The organism is Halomonas sp. SS10-MC5, from assembly GCF_015992245.1.
Taxonomy (GTDB): Bacteria; Pseudomonadota; Gammaproteobacteria; order Pseudomonadales; family Halomonadaceae; genus Halomonas; species Halomonas sulfidoxydans.
The window spans coordinates 3,319,984-3,338,357 of the sequence record NZ_CP065435.1 but is presented as its reverse complement, the minus strand read 5'-3'; the positions used below and the strand labels follow the sequence as shown (position 1 = coordinate 3,338,357).

The window sequence follows — 18,374 nt, the reverse complement described above, 5'->3', positions numbered from 1 at the left end:
CACTTCGTCATTCCACTTCTTCGTTGCGCAGGGCCTCGGCGGCGCCCAGCAGACCCGGCCAGGGAGCGGTGACCACACGAACCGGGATGGCGCGGGTGTAGTCGCTCATGCGGCCCTTGTCGGTGAAGGCCTCGACGAAGCGGCTCCGGGGCAGCCACTCCAGCAGCCGTGGCAGGATGCCGCCGCACAGGTAGACCCCGCCGCGTGCCCCCATGGTCAGCGCGGCGTCGCCGCAGACATCGCCGAGGATCTTGAGAAACCGCAGCAGCGTATCACGGGCGATGCCGTCGCCGCTCGCGGCGGCGGCGGTGACCTCGGCCGGGGTCTGGCAACTGGGGTTGGCGCCCTTCAACGAGCAGTGTGCCAGGTAGAGATCGAGCAGCCCCTGGCCGCACAGGATGCGCTCCACCGAGACCCGGCCGTAGCGGTTGCGGAAGTGGCGCAGCAGGTTCTGCTCACGCTCGTCGGTAGGAGCGAAGGTGACGTGGCCACCCTCGGTGGGCAGCGGGATCCAGGCGCGACGGCCCGGGAAGATGCCGCCCACGCCGAGCCCGGTGCCCGGGCCGATGACCAGGCAGGTGGCGTGGTCGCGCGCCACGCCCGGGTGGATCTCGACCAGCTCGTCGGCGGCGAGGTGGGGAACACCCAGGGCCTGGGCGGTGAAGTCGTTGATCACCTTGAGCCGCTCGAGGCCGAGCGCCGTCTGCGCCTCGCGGCGCGAGAACGACCAGTGATTGTTGGTCATGCGCACCCGATCGTCGCCGATGGGACAGGCGAAGGCCAGGCAGGCTTCCCGCGGCGCCGCCTCGGCAACCAGCCCGACCCGGGCCAGGTAGTCGCGCACGGCTTCGACCAGGCCGGGGTAGTCGGCGCAGGGCAGCGCGAGGATGTCGTGGGGCGTGAACTCGCCGGGAGTGACCAGGGCGAAGCGGGCATTGGTGCCGCCGATATCGCCGATCAGGGCCGGTCGGGTCATTGATCCTCCTGGGAGATCTTCTCGAGCTCGCGGGAGAGGACCTCGTCCTCGAAGCCGCCGAACACGCCGGCGCCCAGTTCGGCGCTGGCGGCCAGGTGGCGGAAACCGCCGAACAGCTCGCGGCCCATGCCGAAATGGTAGCGCTCCAGGTTGGGCTCGATGCTGCTGCGACTGGCGAACTCGGCGGCATCGACCAGCACCGTCAGCTCGCCGCGCTCGGCATCGAGGCGCACCACGTCGCCATCGCGCAGGCGCGCCAGCGGGCCGCGATCCACCGCCTCGGGGGTGACATGGATGGCGGCCGGGACCTTGCCCGAGGCGCCCGACATGCGCCCGTCGGTAACCAGTGCCACCTTGTGGCCGCGGTCCTGCAGCACGCCGAGGAAGGGGGTGAGCTTGTGCAGTTCGGGCATGCCGTTGGCCTTGGGGCCCTGGAAGCGCACCACCACCACCACGTCCCGATCGAGCTCGCCCGACTCGAAGGCGGCCTTGACCTGGTTCTGGTCGTCGAAGATGCGTACCGGTGCCTCCACCACGCGGTGTGCCTGCTTGACCGCCGAGATCTTGATCACGCCACGGCCGAGGTTGCCGTTGAGCACCACCAATCCGCCGGTGGGGGCGAAGGGATTGGCGACCGGGCGCAGCACGTCGGCGTCGAGGCTCTCGGTCGGCCCCTCGCGCCAGGTGAGCTTGCCGTCCTCGAGGAACGGTTCCTGGGTGTAGGCGGAGAGGTCGGTACCGAACACGGTGGGGATGTCGGCGTGCAGCAGACCGGCGCCGAGCAGCTCGCGGATCAGCAGGCTCATGCCCCCCGCGGCCTGGAAGTGGTTCACGTCGGCGCTGCCGTTGGGGTAGATCCGGGTCAGGCTCGGTACTACCGCCGAGAGATCGTTGAAGTCGTTCCAGTCGATGGTGATGCCGGCGGCGGCGGCCATCGCCACCAGGTGCAGGGTGTGGTTGGTGGAGCCGCCGGAGGCGAGCAGGCCGACCATGGCGTTGATGATGGCGCGCTCGTCGATCTGCCGGTAGAAGGGCCGGTAGCTGCCGCTCTGTTCGGTGTTGCGCACCGCCTGTTCGGCGGCGTAGCGGGTCAGGGCCTCGCGCAGCGGGGTGCCAGGGTTGACGAAGGAGGCCCCGGGCAGGTGCAGGCCCATCATCTCCATCATCAACTGGTTGGAGTTGGCGGTGCCGTAGAAGGTGCAGGTGCCGGGGCTGTGGTAGGAGCGCGACTCGGCCTCGAGCAACTCCTCGCGACCCACCTTGCCCTCGGCGTAGAGCTGGCGAATGCGCGCTTTCTCGTCGTTGGGCAGTCCGCTGGGCATCGGGCCGCCGGGCACGAACACCGCCGGCAGGTGGCCGAAACGCGCCGCGCCGATGAACAGCCCCGGCACGATCTTGTCGCAGATGCCCAGGTAGAGGGCGGCGTCGAACATGTTGTGCGACAGTGCCACGGCGGTGGCCATGGCGATCACGTCGCGGGAGAACAGCGACAGCTCCATGCCGGGCATGCCCTGGGTGACGCCGTCGCACATTGCCGGCACGCCGCCGGCGAACTGGGCGGTGCTGCCCATGCCGCGGGCGGCCTGCTTGATGATCTCCGGATAGCTCTCGAATGGCCGGTGGGCCGAGAGCATGTCGTTATAGGACGAGACGATGGCCAAGTTGGCGCTGTTGGTCAGCTTGAGGCGGTCCTTGTCACCGGCATGGTCGCAGCCGGCGAAGCCGTGGGCCAGGTTGCCGCAGGAGAGCTCGCCGCGGTGCACGCCCTGCTGGTGCTGTGCGGCCATGTGCGCCTCGTAGAGCTTGCGGCGCTGGTGTGAGCGCTGCCGGATGCGGTCGGTCACCTGCTCGACGGTGGGGTTTAGTGCGGTGGGGCGAGCCATGAGAGCACCTCGCGTCGTTGGGCGATGAATGTAAATTTACACAATTGTCTCCCATCGCATGGCAAATTTGAAGGCGCCTCGTCGAAAGCATGTAGTTTTATTACGGCGATGGAAAAGCGTTGGTGGGTCTGGGCACAATGTAGGCGGCCGTCGGCCAGTTGTCAGCCGGCGCTTCGGTTACCTGCCTCACGGGAATGCCATGTCCGAGCTGATTCTCAAGCGGCTGCCCGCCATCGAGGCGGTGGCGGCGGCGCCATGGAATGCGCTGATCGACGAGGATCATCCTTTCCTGCGCCATGAGTTCCTCCACGCGCTGGAGGCGAGCGGGGCGGTGGGCCGGTCGACCGGCTGGCTGCCGAGCCACCTGACCCTGTGGCGCGGCGAGACCCTGGTCGGCGTCATGCCCCACTACCACAAGTTCCACTCCTACGGCGAATACGTGTTCGACTGGGCCTGGGCCGATGCCTGGGAAAGCGCCGGCGGGCGCTACTACCCCAAGGGGCTCACGGCGATCCCGTTCTCTCCGGTGCCGGGCCAGCGGCTGGCCCTGGCGGAGGGCGTCGATCCGCTGGCGGCGCGACGGGTGCTGGCCGAGGCCTGGGAGGGAGATGCGCTGTCGGGCTGGCACCTGCTGTTCGCCACGGACGCCGAGGTCGAGGGCTGGCTCGCCGCGCGTCCCGGTCTGCTGGTCCGTCACGGCGTGCAGTTTCAGTGGCAGGACCGCGGCTACGGTGATTTCGAGGGTTTCCTCGAGGCCCTCACGGCAAAGCGGCGCAAGACGATTCGTCGCGAGCGCCGCCGGGTGGCCGAACAGGGTCTGCGCCTGCATCGTCTGGCCGGAGAGGCGATCGGCGTACGCGACCTGGAGCACTTCTTTCGCTGCTACGAGATCACCTACCTCGAGCGCGGCCGCCATGGCTACCTCAATCTCGACTTCTTCCGCCGCCTGCATCGCACCATGCCCGAAAGCCTGGTGCTGATCCAGGCGCGCCTGGATGACCAGCCGGTGGCCGCCGCGCTCTGCCTGCAGGGACGTCGCACGCTCTACGGGCGCTACTGGGGCAGCGAGGTGCTGGCCGACTGCCTGCACTTCGAGGCGTGCTACTACCAGGGCATCGAGCACTGCCTGGCCCATGGCCTCACCTGCTTCGACCCCGGGACCCAGGGCGAGCACAAGCTCACCCGCGGCTTCGCCCCGAGGCGGCTGCGCTCGCTGCACCACATCGCCGACCCGAGACTGCGCGACGCCCTGGCCGGCTTCTGCGACGAGGAGCGCCGTCACGTCGACGCCTACTGCCGAGCCGCCGAGCGAGCTTTGCCCTTCCGCAGGTGAGGCGTTCAGGGCGTGAGCCGGGCAGGCGATGATGGCATAATGCCGGCCATTCAGAATCATGAGGACATCAGCCGATGCTCAAGTGGCTTGCCATCGCCCTGCTCCTGCTGCTGGCGCTGCTGCAGTATCGCCTGTGGCTCGGCGACGGCGGCATTCGCGAGCTGCATGAGATACGCGAGCGTGTGGCCGTGCTCGATGCGGCCAACAAGCCGCTGCGCGACCGCAACGCGCGGCTGGCCGCCGAGGTGGTGGATCTCAAGACGGGGCTCGATGCCATCGAGGAGCGCGCGCGCAGCGACATCGGTATGGTGCGCACCGACGAGCAGTTCTACTGGGTGCCCGGCGTGGTGTCCGAGGCTGGCCGGGAGCAGGCCGGTACGGCTGGTGGACGAGGGGGCATGAATGAGTGAGCGTCTGTGGCTGGTGGTGCCGGCAGCGGGGCGCGGGCGGCGCATGGGGGGCGCGCTGCCCAAGCAGTACCTGGCGCTGGAAGGGCAGCCGGTGCTGGCGCATACCCTGGCGCGGCTGCACCAGGCCTTTCCCGCGGCCCGGCTGTGCCTGTGCCTCGACGCCGACGACGCCCACTTCGATCCGGCCTGGGTGCCCTTCGGCCAGTGGCGGCGCAGCGAGGGGGGCAGCGAACGCGCCGATTCGGTGCGGCGGGCGCTGGAGGCCATCGCCGACGATGCGGATGCCGACGACTGGGTGCTGGTCCACGACGTGGCGCGCCCCTGCGTGCGGGTCGACGACCTGGTGCGGTTTTACGCGGCCTTGAAGCGGAGCCCGGTGGGTGGGCTGCTGGCGACGCCCGTGGCCGATACCATGAAGCGCGATGACGGCCGGCGGCACGTGGCGAGCACGGAGCCGCGCGACGGGCTGTGGCAGGCCCAGACACCGCAGGGCTTTCGCTACGGCCTGCTGCGACGCGCACTGGGCGAGGCGCGAGTGCGCGGAGGCGACATCACCGACGAGGCGTCGGCGGTGGAGGCGCTGGGCCTTGCGCCGCTGCTGGTGCCCGGCCGGCGCGACAACATCAAGATCACCCACCCGGAAGATTTGGCACTGGCGGGCCACATCCTGGCCGCCCAGCGGGATGAGCCCCCGTCGAGCCCCGGGCACCTGCACGAGGAGACCCCCTGAATGCTGCGCATCGGCCACGGCTTCGATGTCCACCGCTTCGGTGCCGGCGACCACCTCATGATCGGTGGCGTCGCCATTCCCTTCGACCACGGCTTCGTTGCGCACTCCGACGGTGACGTCCTGCTGCACGCCATCAGCGATGCACTGCTCGGCGCCTGTGCGCTGGGCGACATCGGCCGCCACTTTCCCGATACCGACGCCGCCTGGGCCGGTGCCGACAGCCGCGCCCTGCTGCGCCACGTGCTGGCGCTGGTGCGCGAGGCCGGTTACCGGGTCGGTAACGTCGATGCCACGGTGATCGCCCAGGCGCCGAAGCTGGCGCCCCACGTCGCCGCCATGTGCAGCCACATCGCCGAGGACCTCGAGCTCGCCCTGAATGCGGTCAACGTCAAGGCCACCACCAGCGAGCGACTGGGCTTCACCGGCCGCGGCGAGGGCATTGCCGCCGAGGCCGTGGTTCTGCTCGTCCGCGAGGAGGCCGTCACGTGAGCGAACCCACCCGCCCGGGCGACTGGCCGCACGCCACCGAAGCCGAGTTCGGCCCCCCGCGCAGGGGGGAGTTCCGCGCCACGCCCGAAGACTTCGTGGTGGAGGAGATCCTCGGCTTCGCGCCCGAAGGGCAGGGCGAGCACCTCTGGCTCTGGATCGAGAAGCGCGGGCTCACCACCCTCGAGGCGGTGCGCCACCTGGCGCGGGCCTGCGGCGTGCCGGTGCGTGCCGTGGGCTACTCGGGCATGAAGGATCGCGTTGCCGTGACCCGGCAGTGGCTCTCGGTCCACCTGCCGGGCCAGTCGGCGCCGGACGACCTGGCCGCACGGTTGGCCGACTGCGGCGTGAACGTCCACGAGCAGGTCCGCCATCCGCGCAAGCTCAAGCGCGGCGTGCACCGGGCCAACCGTTTCCAGCTGCGCCTCTCGGGGGAAGCGATCGGCGACGACCTCGAGGCGCGCTGGGCCTGGCTGTGCCGCCATGGCGTGCCCAACCTGTTCGGTCCCCAGCGCTTCGGCCCGGCGGGGCGCAACCTGGCGCGGGCCAGGGCGCTGCTGGCGCGTGGCTGGCGCAAGCGCGACGATCGTGAGGGCATGCTGCTCTCGGCGGCTCGCAGCTACCTGTTCAACGAACTGACGGCCATGCGCCTGATCGATGGCAGCTGGCGACGGCTGGTGGCTGGGGACGTGGCGATCCTCGACGGCAGCGCAAGCCAGTTCAGCGTGGCCGTCGTCGATGCCGAGCTGAGCGAGCGGGCCGAGAGGCTCGACCTCCACCCCTCCGGCGTGCTGTGGGGGACGGGCGCCTCGCTTGCGACGGACGTGGCAGCACGTTACGAGGGGGGGCTGGCCGAGCGCCACGCTGCGCTGTGCCGAGGGCTGGAGCAGGCCGGGGTACGCATGGCGCGGCGCGCCCTGCGCATGCGCCTGGGGCAGCCGCGGCTCGAAAGGGCCGAAAGCGTGGCGCAGCTCGATTTCCACCTGCCGCGCGGCAGCTTCGCCACGGCGGTGCTGCGCGAACTCATCGACCATCCCACCTTGACGCTTCCGGTAGAGGGCTAACCGAATGCGCAGACTCCTGCTTTCCAACGATGACGGCGTGCATGCACCGGGCCTGCGTGCCCTGTACGAGGCCCTGGAGCCCCATGCCCGGCTGCGCGTGGTGGCGCCCGACCGCGACCGCAGCGGTGCCAGCAACTCGCTGACCCTCAATCGCCCCCTGGCGCTGACGGCACTGGACAATGGCTTCCACTGTGTCGACGGCACGCCGGCCGACTGCGTCTACCTGGGCGTCAACGGCGTGTGGGACGAGCGCCCCGACCTGGTCATCTCGGGGATCAACCACGGCGGCAACCTGGGCGACGACGTACTCTACTCCGGCACCGTGGCGGCGGCCATGGAGGGCCGCAACCTGGGCATGCCGGCGATCGCCATGTCACTGGTGGGCTCGCGCCACTTCGATACCGCCGGCCGCGTGGCGGCGAGCCTGGTGGGGGCGGCCGACCAGCTCTCGCTACCGCCGCGCAGCCTGCTCAACGTCAACGTGCCCGACCTTCCCTGGGAGGAGATCCAGGGCTTTCGCGTGACCCGCATGGGCTATCGCGGCCCGGCGGCACGGCCGATGGAAGTGCGCGATCCGCGGGGCCGACTGCGCTACTGGATTGCGGCGGTGGGGGAGAATGCCGATGATGGACCCGATACCGACTTCGCCGCCATCGAGGCGGGCTTTGTTTCGATCACGCCGCTGCAGACCGACCTGACGCAGCGTGCGGCCATTGCGGATGTGCAGGGCTGGTTGGATGCATTCACCTGAACGATTACCCGAACTGTTGCGCGGTGTCGGCATGACCTCGCAGCGAACCCGCGATCGCATGGTGGCGCGCCTGGCCAGGCAGGGCATCACCGATGAACGGGTGCTGCGTGTGATGGCCGCCGAGCCACGCCATTTCTTTCTCGACGAGGCGCTGGCCCACCGCGCCTATGAGGATACCTCGCTGCCCATCGGTCATGGCCAGACGCTGTCCCAGCCGTGGATGGTGGCGCGCATGACCGAACTGGTGATGCAGGAAGCCCCGGGGCGCGTGCTGGAGATCGGCACCGGCTCCGGCTACCAGACGCTGATCCTGTCGCGCCTGGTGCCGGAACTCTGGTCGGTCGAACGAATCAATGCCTTGCATCACCGGGCGGCGAAGCGGTTGCGCCTGCTGCAGGCGCACAACGCGCGCCTGCGGCTGGCGGATGGCGGCCACGGCTGGCGGGAGGCAGCGCCGTTCGACGTCGTGCTGCTCACGGCCTGCGCCCACGAGTTGCCCGAGGTGCTGATCTCGCAGCTCGGCGAAGAGGGCGTGATGATCCTGCCCCTGGCCGACCCCGACGGCGAGCAATGGCTGACCCGGGTGCGCCGCGCGGGTTCCCAACATGACGTCCAGCGGCTGGAGCGCGTGCGCTTCGTGCCGTTGTTGCAAGGAGTGATTCGTTGAAGCGACAACTCAGTGTCTTCCTCAAGGGTGCCGGCATGGGGGCGGCCGATGCCGTCCCCGGCGTTTCCGGTGGCACCATCGCCTTCGTCACGGGCATCTACGAGGAACTCATCCACACCATCAAGCAGTTCGGGCCCAGCGCCTTCACGGCCTGGCGTCGCGGGGGGCTGGGGGGGCTCTCCGCCCATCTCAACCTGGTCTTCGTGCTGCCGCTGCTGCTCGGCATCGGCGCCAGCCTGGTCAGCGTGGCGCACCTGGTCGTGTGGCTCATGGAGGATTACCCGCTGCTGCTCAACGGCTTCTTCTTCGGCCTGGTGGCGGCCTCGGCCATCGTCGTCAGCCGGCATCCGGCCGACTGGAAGTTCTGGCACCTGATCCCGCTGATCGTCGGCCTGCTGCTGGCCCATGGGCTGCCGTCGCTGATGCCGCTGGTCACCCAGCTGGGCAGCCCCTCGCTGGTGCTGGCCGTCGGCGGCGCGATTGCCATCAGCGCCCTGTTGCTGCCGGGCGTGTCCGGCAGCTTCCTGCTGTTGACCATGGGCCTTTACGGCACCGTGATGCAGGGCATCCGTAGCTTCGACCTGCCGCTATTGGCGACCTTTGCCGTGGGCTGCCTGATCGGCCTGTTCGGCTTTTCGCGGCTGCTCTCCTGGCTGCTGCGTCATCATCACACCGCGACCCTGCAGCTATTGATCGGCTTCATCGTCGGCTCGCTGCCGGTGCTGTGGCCGTGGCGCGAGCTGGTACGCTACCAGCTCGGCCCCCAGGACCAGGTGATCCCGCTCGATTACCGCTACCTGACGCCGGGCGACTATGCCGACCTGACCGGAGAGCCTGGTCTGCTGGTACCCGTGATGGTCGCCATGCTGGTCGGGGGGGCGCTGGTACTGGCGCTGGGCCGCCATTCGGGGGGCAGGACACCTGGCTCGGCAGGCAACGGCTCTCGCAAATCGTCCGACAACAAGGAGGGCTCCAATGCGTAAGGTATTTCTCGTTTCGGCCGTTGCCATGGCCATGGCCGGCTGTGTTGCCCAACAGGAGTATTCCACTCCCCAGGTTCGCGATCTTTCGGTGGGCCGCGAGCGCGCCCCGGCCAGCCACTACACGGTCGAGGCCGGCGATACCCTGTATGGTATCGCCTGGCGCCACGACATGGATTATCGCGACCTGGCCAGGCTCAACCAGATCGGCCCGCCTTATCGTATCGAGCCCGGCCAGCAGCTGCGCCTGAGCGACGGTGAGGCGGCGCCATCCGGCGGGACGCGCTCGGATGAGCCGGAGGAGGGGCAGGTCGCGACGGCCACGGCGCTGGGCGGCACCGCCGCGGTGCAATCGGGCGACGACGACTGGCTGCTGCCAGACGAGGAGGCCATCGAACGCAACCGGCGGCTGACGGCGGAGCCCCTTGCACAGGAGGGAGGTGGGCCGAGCGATACCGCGATCGCCGGCGCGCAGAGTGTCGCCGGGGCGCCGTCCCAGCCGGAGCCCCAGCCCCAGCCCGAGACCCAGTCCCAGCCGGAGCCCGCGGTGGAGCCCGAAGCGGCCGTTGCCGTGCAGCCCAAATCCGAGCCGCAGCAGGAGCCGCAAGCCCAGCCCCAGGAGGATGCCGGCACGCAGGTCGCCGGTGAGCCGGAACGTCAACCCGAAAGCAACGGTCGTAGCTATACACCGGTGGACGACGTACCCTGGCAGTGGCCCACCGACGGCGAGCTGGTTGGTCGCTTCGGCGAAGGTGGAAGCATCACCGCCGGCATTGATATCGCCGGGCAAAAGGGGCAACCTGTCAGAGCAGCCGGGCCCGGTATCGTGGTCTATGCCGGCAGCGGGGTGCGGGGCTACGGCAACCTCATCCTGCTCAAGCACAACGACCAGTTCCTGAGCGCCTACGCCCACAACGACAGCCTCCGGGTAACGGAGAACGACGTGGTCGAAGCCGGTCAGGTGATCGCCACCATGGGCGACAGCGATGCCGAGAGCGCCAGGCTGCACTTCGAGGTGCGCAAGGATGGCCAGCCTCAGGACCCCCTGAAGTTTCTGCCGGAACGCTAGCCAGTATCGCGGTTGCCGTCGGGGCGTCAGGTGGGCCTTGGTACCGAAGGGTGCCATGAGGAGTCATAACAAATAGAACTCGGCGTGCTGTAAGCCATGCCAGAGCAACAGGCATTTCAGGACGAAACCACGGGGTAGCAACCGATGAGCATGCTTGAACGGGACCTTCAGGATGTTGATCTCGATGACGTCACCGAGGCCGACCAGGACCTCGAGACGGATTCGGACACTTCGGCCAGTGACGATGACGCCGCCTTCGAGAAGGCGCTGAGTCGCGAGGACAAGCATTACCACCACAGCCTCGACGCCACCCAGATCTATCTCAACGAGATCGGCTTCTCGCCCCTGCTGACGCCAGAGGAGGAGGTCCACTTCGGCCGCCTGGCGCAGAAGGGCGACCCCGCGGGGCGAGCGAGAATGATCGAGTCCAACCTGCGCCTGGTGGTCAAGATCGCCCGGCGCTACCTCAACCGCGGGCTGACCCTGCTCGACCTGATCGAGGAGGGCAACCTTGGCCTGATCCGCGCGGTGGAGAAATTCGACCCCGAGCGTGGCTTCCGCTTCTCCACCTATGCCACCTGGTGGATTCGCCAGACCATCGAGCGGGCGCTGATGAACCAGACCCGCACCATCCGGCTACCGATACACGTCGTCAAGGAGCTCAATATCTACCTGCGGGCGGCACGCGAGCTGACCCAGAAGCTCGATCACGAGGCCACCCCGGAGGAGATTGCCGATCATCTCGACAAACCGGTCGAGGCGGTGAAGAAGATGATGGGGCTCAACGAGCGGGTCTCCTCGGTGGACTATCCCATGGGAGGCGACAGCGACAAGCCGTTGATCGAGACCCTGGCCGACGACAACGAACAGGGCCCCGAGTCGTCGCTGGTCGACGTCGACGTCAAGCAGCACGTCGACGAGTGGCTGGCGGAGCTGACCGAGAAGCAGATGGAGGTGGTGGTGCGCCGATTCGGGCTGCGTGGCCACGAGGCGGCCACCCTCGAGGAAGTCGGCGACGAGATCGGCCTGACCCGGGAACGGGTGCGACAGATACAGGTGGAGGCGCTGAAGAAGCTGCGTCGGGTGCTCGAGAAGCAGGGCCTCTCGATGGACAACATCTTCAACGAATAGCCACCGTGGCGGGAGAAACGGCAGCCGACCTCCAGGTCGGCTGCATATTTTCTGCATGCTGCTGAGGTATCATTAGCGTCCTCATGATGCAGGGATGAACAAGGGAAAAGAACATATGCTTCGCCCATCTTTCGCACGACGCTTGCCGCGTCGGGGGCTGGCGGTTCTCGTCGGCTTCCTCATGGCTGGCAATGCCCAGGCGGCCGACCTCTGGACCATTGCCCAGGACGCCCTGGCCAACGACGCCGAGCTGTCGTCCACCCAGGCCGCCTTCCAGGCTACCGAGGCCGCACGGGACTTACAGCGCGGTACGCTGTTGCCGCAGATCTCCGTGGGCGGCAATGCGGCGCACACCCGAACCTATTCGAGCTCCAACGAGGGGTTGCGGATTCCTGGCGTTCCGGCCGAGGCATTCGAGACAGAAGATTCCGTCAACAGTGTCGGGCTGAGCCTCGATGCCGAGCAGGCGCTCTACGACCCGACCCGTCGCGCCCAGCTGGAGCGGGCCGAGCGCGAGATCGACCGGGATGCCCTGGGGGTCGACGCAGCGGCCCAGCAGCTGCTCTTCGACGTGTCCAACGCCTACTTCGAGATCCTTCGGGCCCACGATGTCCTCAGCGCGCGGCGCGCCCAGGAAACCGCCATCGAGCGCCAGCTGGAGCAGGCGCAGGAGCGCTTCGAGGTGGGGCTGATCGCGATCACCGACGTCCATGAGGCCCAGGCCTCCTATGACCTGGCCCGTGCCCAGCGCCTCGCCGCGGAGGGGGCCATGCGGGTCAGCTTCGAGGCGCTCGAGCGCCTGACCGGGCATCGCTACGACAGCATCGAAGCGCTGGACGACGAGGTGCCGATTGCTCGCCCCGTGCCAGCGGATCGTGAAGCCTGGGTCGAGCTCGCCATGGCCAACAGCCCGCTGGTGCTGTCGGCCGAGGCCGCCATCGAGGTGGCACGCAGCAGCGTCGATATCTCGCGCGCCGCGCGTCAGCCTACGCTCTCGGCCTTCGCCAGCTACGGCTGGTCGGAATCCGATCGCACGGGCACGGATGAGCAGTCGGAGAGCCAGGTCGGCCTGCGCGCCAGCCTGCCGCTCTATACCGGCGGCTCGACCCAGGCACGGATTCGCCAGAGCGGCTTCCTGCTCGAAGCCAGCCAGTACGACTTCGAAGCCCAGCGGCGCGATACCATTCAGCAGGTGCGCTCGTTGTTCACGCGCGTCAACAACGACGTCGAGACGGTCGAGGCACGGCGCCAGGCAATCGTCTCCAACCAGAGCGCCCTGGAGGCGACGCGTTCGGGCTACGAGGTGGGCACGCGTAACATCGTCGACGTCCTCAATGCCGAGCAGAACCTGTTCAATGCCATCGCCGAACATGCCGAGGCGCGCTATGACTATATCCTCGGTCTGCTGCAGCTGCAGCAGCAGGCGGGGCTGCTCGGGCCGGACTCGATCCAGTCCGTCAACGCCTGGCTCTCCGAGGGGGAGCGCGTCTCGCTGGAATTGCCCGACGAGGCCAACGACGACCCGGTCATGAACATCGGCGAGCGACCGCAGGCGCCTTCCTGATGATTTGCTGAGTTGTCGGATTTTTGCGGCGTGATATGTCGAAGGCCACCGAGAAATCGGTGGTTTTCTTCGTGAAGTGGCGGTGCATATAGAAGATAATCGTGCGTTTATTTGTCCTGTGTGAGGTTGCCCGTGGCCAGGCCCCTGATTGCCGATGTCGATCTTGACGCCCTGCGTCACAACTATGCGCTGGCCCGTGAGCTGGCCGGCGGCAGCCGGGCCCTGGCCGTGATCAAGGCCGACGCCTACGGCCATGGTGCCGTGGCCTGTGCCGGCGCGCTGGAGGCCCTGCCCGCCGGACGACGGCCGCCGGCCTTTGCCGTGGCCTGTCTGGAGGAGGCCGAGGCCCTGCGCGAGGGGGGCATCGTGACGCCCATCGTGCTGCTCGAGGGTATCTTCGAGGCGCAAGAACTGGCCCGTGTCGAGGCGCTGGGGCTGTGGATGGCGGTGCACAGCGACTGGCAGGTGGAGGCACTGCTGGCGTACCGGCCGGCCCGGCCGATCCCGGTGTGGCTCAAGGTCGATTCCGGCATGCACCGGCTGGGCTTCCCTCCCGATCAGGTGGCCGCGGTGTGGGAGCGCCTGTCCGCCGCGCCGGCCCATGCCACCGGATTGCTGCTGATGAGCCACTTCGCGACCGCCGATGCTCGCGATTCCGCCTATTTCGACCGGCAGCTGGCGTGCATGCAGGCGCTGGCCCATCGCCTGGGGGCGTCGCTGTGCCTGGCCAATTCACCGGCGACCCTGGCCTGGCCCCAGGCCCACGGCAGCTGGGTCCGGCCCGGCGTGATGCTGTATGGCAGCGATCCGCTGGAACAGCCGAGCGAGGCGAGTCGCCGCCTCGAACCGGTGATGACGCTGCGTTCCGAGATCATCGCCGTGCGCGAGCTGGCGGTGGGCGAGCCGGTGGGTTATGCCGGTCGCTGGCGCGCGTCGCGGCCGTCGCGCATCGCGGTGGTGGCCTGCGGCTATGGCGACGGCTATGATCGGCATGCCGCGGATGGCACCCCCGTACTGGTGGCGGGGCGGCGCACGGCGATTGCCGGCAAGGTCTCGATGGACATGCTCACCGTGGACGTGACCGACATCCCCGAGGCCGGCATCGGCAGCGAGGTGGTGCTGTGGGGGCGGTCTCGCCATGGCGCGGTGCTCTCCGTCGACGAGGTGGCCCGGCATTGCGATACCATTAGCTACACGCTGCTGACCGGCATCTTGCCGCGGGTGCCCAGACACTATTCGCAGCGTACCTGAGCGTTGCTTGCCTTCGCCCAACTCGAGCCGAACGGAACCCTGCATGTCCAAGCGTAACTGGCCCGCTTCCTTCGCCCATCCCCGCTATTGGCCGGCCTGGCTGGCCATTGCCGCCATGCGCGCGGGCGCCTGGCTGCCGTGGCGCCTGAAGCTCGCCCTCGGTCGCGGCATCGGGCTGCTGGCCTGGCGGCTGGTGCCGCGCCGCCGCCACATCGTCGATACCAACCTGCGCCTGAGCTTTCCCGAACTCGACGAGGTGCAGCGCAGCAAGCTGGTGAGGAAGACCTTCGCCGCCAATGGCATCGGTATCCTCGAGACCGCCACCGCCTGGTGTCGCGATCCGCGCCACCTGCGCCATCGCGTCGCCTGCAAGAACGCGCACTACCTGGCCCAGGCCCAGGCTCAGGGCAAGGGGGTGCTGATCCTGGGTATCCATTTCTCCACCCTCGACCTCGGGGGGGCGCTGCACTCGCTCTTCTTTCCCGCCGACGTGGTCTACCGGCCGCACGGCAACCCGCTGTTCGACCGCTTCATGACCCGCGCGCGCAGCCGCATCTTCGGCGAGGCGATCGATCGCCACGATCTGCGCGGCGTGGTGCGGCGGATCAAGGCGGGCCACAGCGTGTGGTATTCGCCGGATCAGGACTTCGGTCGCGACGCCAGCGTGTTCGCCCCGTTCTTCGGCGTCCAGGCCGCCTCGATTCGGCTCACCGCCAAGATCGCGCGCATGACCGGCGCGCCGGTGGTGCCGCTGATGTTCCACCGCAACCCCGACGACCGTACCTACACGGTCGAGTGGCGTCCGCCGCTGGAGGACTTTCCCAGTGGCGACGAGGTGGCCGACGCCACGCGCATCAATGCCATCATCGAGGAGGCGATACGCAAGCATCCCGAGCAGTACCTGTGGCTGCACCGCCGCTTCAAGACGCGCCCGCGGGGCGAGCCGGGCCTCTATTGAAGCCGAATGGACGGAGCTCTGTTACAACGGATGACCGTCGGTTACTTGACGCTGCCTCGGGCTCACGCAACGCTTAAGGTGACCTAGCCATAGACGCGGTGCCGAAGGATGGCGCCTAGACGACCAAGGAGGTTTCTATGCTCGGCAATGCCATGCTGTTCCTGATCATTGCGATCATCGCCGGGGTACTGGGGTTTTCCGGTATCGCCGGGGCAGCCACCACCATCGCCCAGATCCTGTTCTTCCTGTTCATCGTGCTGTTCATCGTCTCGTTGATCACCGGAAGACGACCATGACCCTCTCCACGGTGGCCCTCTGTCCATGTGAGTAGACCACGTGAGTCGGCCGTAACGACAAGAGGCCTCGCCAATGGCGAGGCCTCTTGCTTGATAGTGCACCCTCAGGCATCGATGCGCTTGTACTTCATGCGATGCGGGGTATCGTTGCCGACCCGCTTGCGATGATCCGCCTCGTACTCGGTGTAGTTGCCCTCGAAGAACTCCACGTGGGAGTCGCCCTCGAACGCCAGGATGTGAGTGGCGATACGGTCGAGGAACCAGCGGTCGTGGGAGATCACCAGGGCGCAGCCGGGGAACGCCAGCAGGGCCTCTTCCAGGGCACGCAGGGTCTCGATGTCGAGATCGTTGGACGGTTCGTCGAGCAGCAGCACGTTGGCGCCCTGCTTGAGGGTCTGGGCCAGCTGCAGGCGGCCGCGCTCGCCCCCGGAGAGGTCCTTGAGGAACTTCTGCTGGTCGTTGCCCTTGAAGTTGAAGCGACCGACGTAGGCGCGCGAGGAGACCTCGTAGCCGTTGATGTTGAGAATATCCTGACCGTCCGAGACCGCTTCCCACACCGTCTGCTTGTCGTCGAGCGCGTCGCGCAGCTGCTCGACGTAGGCAATGTCGACGGTTTCGCCGATCACCACCTCGCCGCTGTCGGGCTGCTCTTTCCCGGTGATCAGCTTGAACAGGGTCGACTTGCCGGCGCCGTTGCCGCCGATGATGCCGACGATGGCGCCCTTGGGCACGCTGAAGGAGAGATCCTCGTAGAGCAGCTTGTCTTCGAAGCGCTTGGACACGCCGTGGAACTCGATCACCTTGTCGCCCAGGCGCGGGCCGGGCGGAATGTAGATCTCGTTGGTCTCGTTGCGCTTCTGGAAGTCGCCGGACTGCATCTCCTCGAAGCGGTTGAGGCGCGCCTTGCTCTTGGCCTGGCGGCCCTTGGCGTTGGAGCGTACCCACTCCAACTCGTGCTTGATCGCCTTCTGCCGCGAGGCCTCCTGCTTGGCCTCCTGCTCCAGGCGCTTCTCCTTCGATTCGAGCCACTGGGAGTAGTTGCCTTCGAAGGGGATGCCGTGGCCGCGGTCCAGCTCGAGGATCCAGCCGGCCACGTTGTCGAGGAAGTAGCGGTCGTGGGTGATGGCGACCACGGTGCCGCTGTAGTCGTGCAGGAAGCGCTCGAGCCAGGCCACGGATTCGGCATCCAGGTGGTTGGTGGGCTCGTCGAGCAGCAGCATGTCGGGGTTGGAGAGCAGCAGGCGGCACAGGGCCACGCGACGACGCTCGCCGCCCGAGAGGTTCCCCACCTGTGCCTCCCAGGGGGGCAGGCGCAGCGCCTCGGCGGCGACCTCCAGCTTGCGCTCGAGGTTGTGGGCGTCGGCAGCCTCGATGATGTTCTCCAGGCGCGCCTGCTCGGCGGCCAGGGCATCGAAATCGGCATCCGGTTCGGCGTAGGCGGCGTAGACGGCGTCGAGCTTGGCCTGGGCCTCCTTGATTTCCCCCAGCGCCTCTTCCACGGTCTCGCGCACGTTCTTGGCGTCGTCGAGCTGCGGCTCTTGGGGCAGGTAGCCGATGTTGATGCCGGGCATGGGGCGCGCCTCGCCCTCATGTTCCTTGTCGACGCCGGCCATGATGCGCAGCAGGGTCGACTTGCCGGCGCCGTTGAGGCCCAACACGCCGATCTTGGCGCCCGGGAAGAAGGACAGCGAGATGTCCTTGAGGATTTGCTTCTTGGGCGGAACGACCTTGCCCACCCGGTTCATGGTGAAGACGTATTGCGCCATGGAATTCCACTGGGGTTGAGGGTTTCAGTGGTCCCGATGATAGTGGTCGTGCGGGGCAAAGGCCAGCACTGCCGTGGCTGGCGCCGCGCCAGGATGCGGCGCGGCGACCGGCATGCTTGACGAGGCATCCACGGATGCCTCGTGCCGAGGGGGGGAGGGGCTACTCCTCTTCTTCTTCGCCGAGCAGCATCCAATCGTCTTCGATGGCGCGCTGCAGGCGTCGCTCTTCCAGCAGGGCCTCGACGCGGCGTCGGGCACGCAGGGTGTCGGCGCGGCTGGTGGCACGCGGGCGAACGTATTCGTCGTCGTTCACCGCTTCGAGGAAGTCCTGATCGTCGTCGTGAGTGTCGTTGACAAGGGGTTCATGGCTCATGCGAAGTCCTCCCATGGCCCGGTGTCGACCGCTCGGCGATCGACGTGTCGCACATTCGCTTCGCGTCCGAAGCGACGGACCTGAAGCGCCATCGGCGCCAATGGCTGGCACCTGACGGCTATATATATCCCGGAGGAGCCGAGAGCAAGCCTTTGAGGAATTTTTTTGTGGGTCCCGGGCCCGTCAGGAGAGGCCGTACTCGGCCTTGATCCGTTCCAGCTCCATCTGGGCCTCGACGCGCTCCGTGACGTCTTTCTGTATGCCGATGAAATAGGTCAGGTTGTCGTCGGCATCGAAGACCGGAGTGATCGACAGCTCGTTCCAGAACAGAGTGCCGTCCTTGCGATAGTTGCGCAGGACTTCACGGCAGGGGCGCCCTTCGCTCAGGGCCTTGCGGATATTGGCCAGCGCCGGCTGGTCGCGATCGTCTCCCTGCAGGAAGCGACAGTCCTGATAGAGGATCTCGTCGGTGCTGTAGCCGGTGAGCCGCTCGAAGCCCTGATTGACGTAGATGAGAATGTTCTCGTCACCTTCCTGCTCGGCGACCACGATACCGTCCTCCGAGGCATTGACGATGCGCTCGAGGAGTTCCGGGCTGATCAATGGGGCGCGTTTCATTCAAGGCATTCCTGACTGGGAGGTGGCGGTAACACAACGTCACTATGCTACATCATGGCCAGCCTTCG

General features: G+C 67.6%; 19 protein-coding genes. 14 read left to right on the top strand and 5 right to left on the bottom strand.

Annotated features, from left to right (window positions below; genetic code table 11):
- Nucleotides 1-7: 7 nt before the first annotated feature.
- Together glk and edd are read right to left on the bottom strand one after the other, a co-directional pair.
- Complete coding sequence (gene glk, locus I4484_RS15570) at nt 8-976, bottom strand: glucokinase (RefSeq protein WP_197448147.1); 969 nt, start codon at nt 974-976, stop codon at nt 8-10.
- Nucleotides 973-2,859: a phosphogluconate dehydratase gene (edd, locus tag I4484_RS15565; protein WP_197448146.1), complete on the bottom strand. Its 1,887-nt coding sequence runs from the start codon at nt 2,857-2,859 to the stop codon at nt 973-975. Before edd ends, glk begins: the two co-directional genes overlap by 4 nt.
- A gap of 199 nt (nt 2,860-3,058) precedes the next feature.
- On the opposite strand from edd, the gene I4484_RS15560 reads away from it, so the two are divergent.
- The 14 genes from I4484_RS15560 to I4484_RS15495 all read left to right on the top strand — a co-directional run bounded on the left by I4484_RS15560 (nt 3,059) and on the right by I4484_RS15495 (nt 15,549).
- On the top strand, nt 3,059-4,192 hold the full coding sequence (locus I4484_RS15560) for a GNAT family N-acetyltransferase (protein WP_197448145.1): 1,134 nt from the start codon (nt 3,059-3,061) through the stop codon (nt 4,190-4,192).
- A 74-nt stretch (nt 4,193-4,266) separates the two neighbouring features.
- Complete coding sequence (ftsB, locus tag I4484_RS15555; RefSeq protein ID WP_197448144.1) at nt 4,267-4,602, top strand: cell division protein FtsB; 336 nt, start codon at nt 4,267-4,269, stop codon at nt 4,600-4,602.
- Nucleotides 4,595-5,332 (top strand): 2-C-methyl-D-erythritol 4-phosphate cytidylyltransferase, encoded by a 738-nt coding sequence (ispD, locus tag I4484_RS15550; protein ID WP_197448143.1) that lies wholly within the window; start codon nt 4,595-4,597, stop codon nt 5,330-5,332. Before ftsB ends, ispD begins: the two co-directional genes overlap by 8 nt.
- The gene (gene ispF, locus I4484_RS15545) at nt 5,333-5,821 is read left to right on the top strand and encodes a 2-C-methyl-D-erythritol 2,4-cyclodiphosphate synthase (RefSeq protein WP_197448142.1); all 489 of its coding nucleotides are present in this window, start codon (nt 5,333-5,335) and stop codon (nt 5,819-5,821) included.
- Nucleotides 5,818-6,882: a tRNA pseudouridine(13) synthase TruD gene (gene truD, locus I4484_RS15540; RefSeq protein WP_197448141.1), complete on the top strand. Its 1,065-nt coding sequence runs from the start codon at nt 5,818-5,820 to the stop codon at nt 6,880-6,882. Before ispF ends, truD begins: the two co-directional genes overlap by 4 nt.
- Nucleotides 6,883-6,886: 4 nt before the next feature.
- A complete protein-coding gene (gene surE, locus I4484_RS15535) occupies nt 6,887-7,633 on the top strand; it encodes a 5'/3'-nucleotidase SurE (protein WP_197448140.1) in 747 nt (248 codons plus the stop codon).
- Nucleotides 7,620-8,300 (top strand): protein-L-isoaspartate(D-aspartate) O-methyltransferase, encoded by a 681-nt coding sequence (locus tag I4484_RS15530; protein WP_197448139.1) that lies wholly within the window; start codon nt 7,620-7,622, stop codon nt 8,298-8,300. The genes surE and I4484_RS15530 overlap by 14 nt, the downstream gene beginning before the upstream one ends.
- Nucleotides 8,297-9,283 carry a DUF368 domain-containing protein gene (locus I4484_RS15525; RefSeq protein WP_197448138.1) on the top strand — a complete coding sequence of 329 codons (987 nt, stop codon included), beginning with the start codon at nt 8,297-8,299 and terminating at the stop codon, nt 9,281-9,283. Before I4484_RS15530 ends, I4484_RS15525 begins: the two co-directional genes overlap by 4 nt.
- Nucleotides 9,276-10,349: a peptidoglycan DD-metalloendopeptidase family protein gene (locus I4484_RS15520; protein WP_197448137.1), complete on the top strand. Its 1,074-nt coding sequence runs from the start codon at nt 9,276-9,278 to the stop codon at nt 10,347-10,349. Before I4484_RS15525 ends, I4484_RS15520 begins: the two co-directional genes overlap by 8 nt.
- A 144-nt stretch (nt 10,350-10,493) precedes the next feature.
- The gene (rpoS, locus tag I4484_RS15515; RefSeq protein ID WP_197448136.1) at nt 10,494-11,480 is read left to right on the top strand and encodes an RNA polymerase sigma factor RpoS; all 987 of its coding nucleotides are present in this window, start codon (nt 10,494-10,496) and stop codon (nt 11,478-11,480) included.
- A 115-nt stretch (nt 11,481-11,595) separates the two neighbouring features.
- The gene (locus I4484_RS15510; protein ID WP_197448135.1) at nt 11,596-13,044 is read left to right on the top strand and encodes a TolC family outer membrane protein; all 1,449 of its coding nucleotides are present in this window, start codon (nt 11,596-11,598) and stop codon (nt 13,042-13,044) included.
- Between the two features lie 132 nt (nt 13,045-13,176).
- Nucleotides 13,177-14,295 (top strand): alanine racemase, encoded by a 1,119-nt coding sequence (alr, locus tag I4484_RS15505; protein WP_197448134.1) that lies wholly within the window; start codon nt 13,177-13,179, stop codon nt 14,293-14,295.
- 43 nt (nt 14,296-14,338) lie between these two features.
- The gene (lpxL, locus tag I4484_RS15500; RefSeq protein WP_197448133.1) at nt 14,339-15,253 is read left to right on the top strand and encodes an LpxL/LpxP family Kdo(2)-lipid IV(A) lauroyl/palmitoleoyl acyltransferase; all 915 of its coding nucleotides are present in this window, start codon (nt 14,339-14,341) and stop codon (nt 15,251-15,253) included.
- Between the two features lie 137 nt (nt 15,254-15,390).
- Nucleotides 15,391-15,549, top strand: a complete 159-nt coding sequence (locus tag I4484_RS15495) for a DUF1328 domain-containing protein (protein WP_104202220.1) — start codon at nt 15,391-15,393, stop codon at nt 15,547-15,549.
- 104 nt (nt 15,550-15,653) lie between these two features.
- On the opposite strand, the gene ettA is transcribed toward I4484_RS15495, so the two are convergent.
- The 3 genes from ettA to I4484_RS15480 form a co-directional block, all read right to left on the bottom strand.
- Nucleotides 15,654-17,315 carry an energy-dependent translational throttle protein EttA gene (gene ettA, locus I4484_RS15490; protein ID WP_197448132.1) on the bottom strand — a complete coding sequence of 554 codons (1,662 nt, stop codon included), beginning with the start codon at nt 17,313-17,315 and terminating at the stop codon, nt 15,654-15,656.
- 160 nt (nt 17,316-17,475) lie between these two features.
- Complete coding sequence (locus I4484_RS15485; protein WP_197448131.1) at nt 17,476-17,688, bottom strand: PA3496 family putative envelope integrity protein; 213 nt, start codon at nt 17,686-17,688, stop codon at nt 17,476-17,478.
- A 183-nt stretch (nt 17,689-17,871) separates the two neighbouring features.
- Complete coding sequence (locus I4484_RS15480; RefSeq protein WP_197448130.1) at nt 17,872-18,306, bottom strand: PAS domain-containing protein; 435 nt, start codon at nt 18,304-18,306, stop codon at nt 17,872-17,874.
- Between the last annotated feature and the right edge of the window lie 68 nt (nt 18,307-18,374).

Bases quoted from the DNA above. Each gene is read 5' to 3' on its own strand.
- rpoS (WP_197448136.1), top strand. From the start codon at position 10,494: ATGAGCATGCTTGAACGGGACCTTCAGGATGTTGATCTCGATGACGTC.
- ispF (WP_197448142.1), top strand. From the start codon at position 5,333: ATGCTGCGCATCGGCCACGGCTTCGATGTCCACCGCTTCGGTGCCGGC.
- ettA (WP_197448132.1), bottom strand. From the start codon at position 17,315: ATGGCGCAATACGTCTTCACCATGAACCGGGTGGGCAAGGTCGTTCCG.
- I4484_RS15510 (WP_197448135.1), top strand. From the start codon at position 11,596: ATGCTTCGCCCATCTTTCGCACGACGCTTGCCGCGTCGGGGGCTGGCG.
- I4484_RS15520 (WP_197448137.1), top strand. From the start codon at position 9,276: ATGCGTAAGGTATTTCTCGTTTCGGCCGTTGCCATGGCCATGGCCGGC.
- I4484_RS15485 (WP_197448131.1), bottom strand. From the start codon at position 17,688: ATGAGCCATGAACCCCTTGTCAACGACACTCACGACGACGATCAGGAC.
- ispD (WP_197448143.1), top strand. From the start codon at position 4,595: ATGAGTGAGCGTCTGTGGCTGGTGGTGCCGGCAGCGGGGCGCGGGCGG.
- I4484_RS15495 (WP_104202220.1), top strand. From the start codon at position 15,391: ATGCTCGGCAATGCCATGCTGTTCCTGATCATTGCGATCATCGCCGGG.
- edd (WP_197448146.1), bottom strand. From the start codon at position 2,859: ATGGCTCGCCCCACCGCACTAAACCCCACCGTCGAGCAGGTGACCGAC.
- ftsB (WP_197448144.1), top strand. From the start codon at position 4,267: ATGCTCAAGTGGCTTGCCATCGCCCTGCTCCTGCTGCTGGCGCTGCTG.
- I4484_RS15480 (WP_197448130.1), bottom strand. From the start codon at position 18,306: ATGAAACGCGCCCCATTGATCAGCCCGGAACTCCTCGAGCGCATCGTC.
- I4484_RS15560 (WP_197448145.1), top strand. From the start codon at position 3,059: ATGTCCGAGCTGATTCTCAAGCGGCTGCCCGCCATCGAGGCGGTGGCG.
- lpxL (WP_197448133.1), top strand. From the start codon at position 14,339: ATGTCCAAGCGTAACTGGCCCGCTTCCTTCGCCCATCCCCGCTATTGG.
- surE (WP_197448140.1), top strand. From the start codon at position 6,887: ATGCGCAGACTCCTGCTTTCCAACGATGACGGCGTGCATGCACCGGGC.
- I4484_RS15530 (WP_197448139.1), top strand. From the start codon at position 7,620: ATGCATTCACCTGAACGATTACCCGAACTGTTGCGCGGTGTCGGCATG.
- glk (WP_197448147.1), bottom strand. From the start codon at position 976: ATGACCCGACCGGCCCTGATCGGCGATATCGGCGGCACCAATGCCCGC.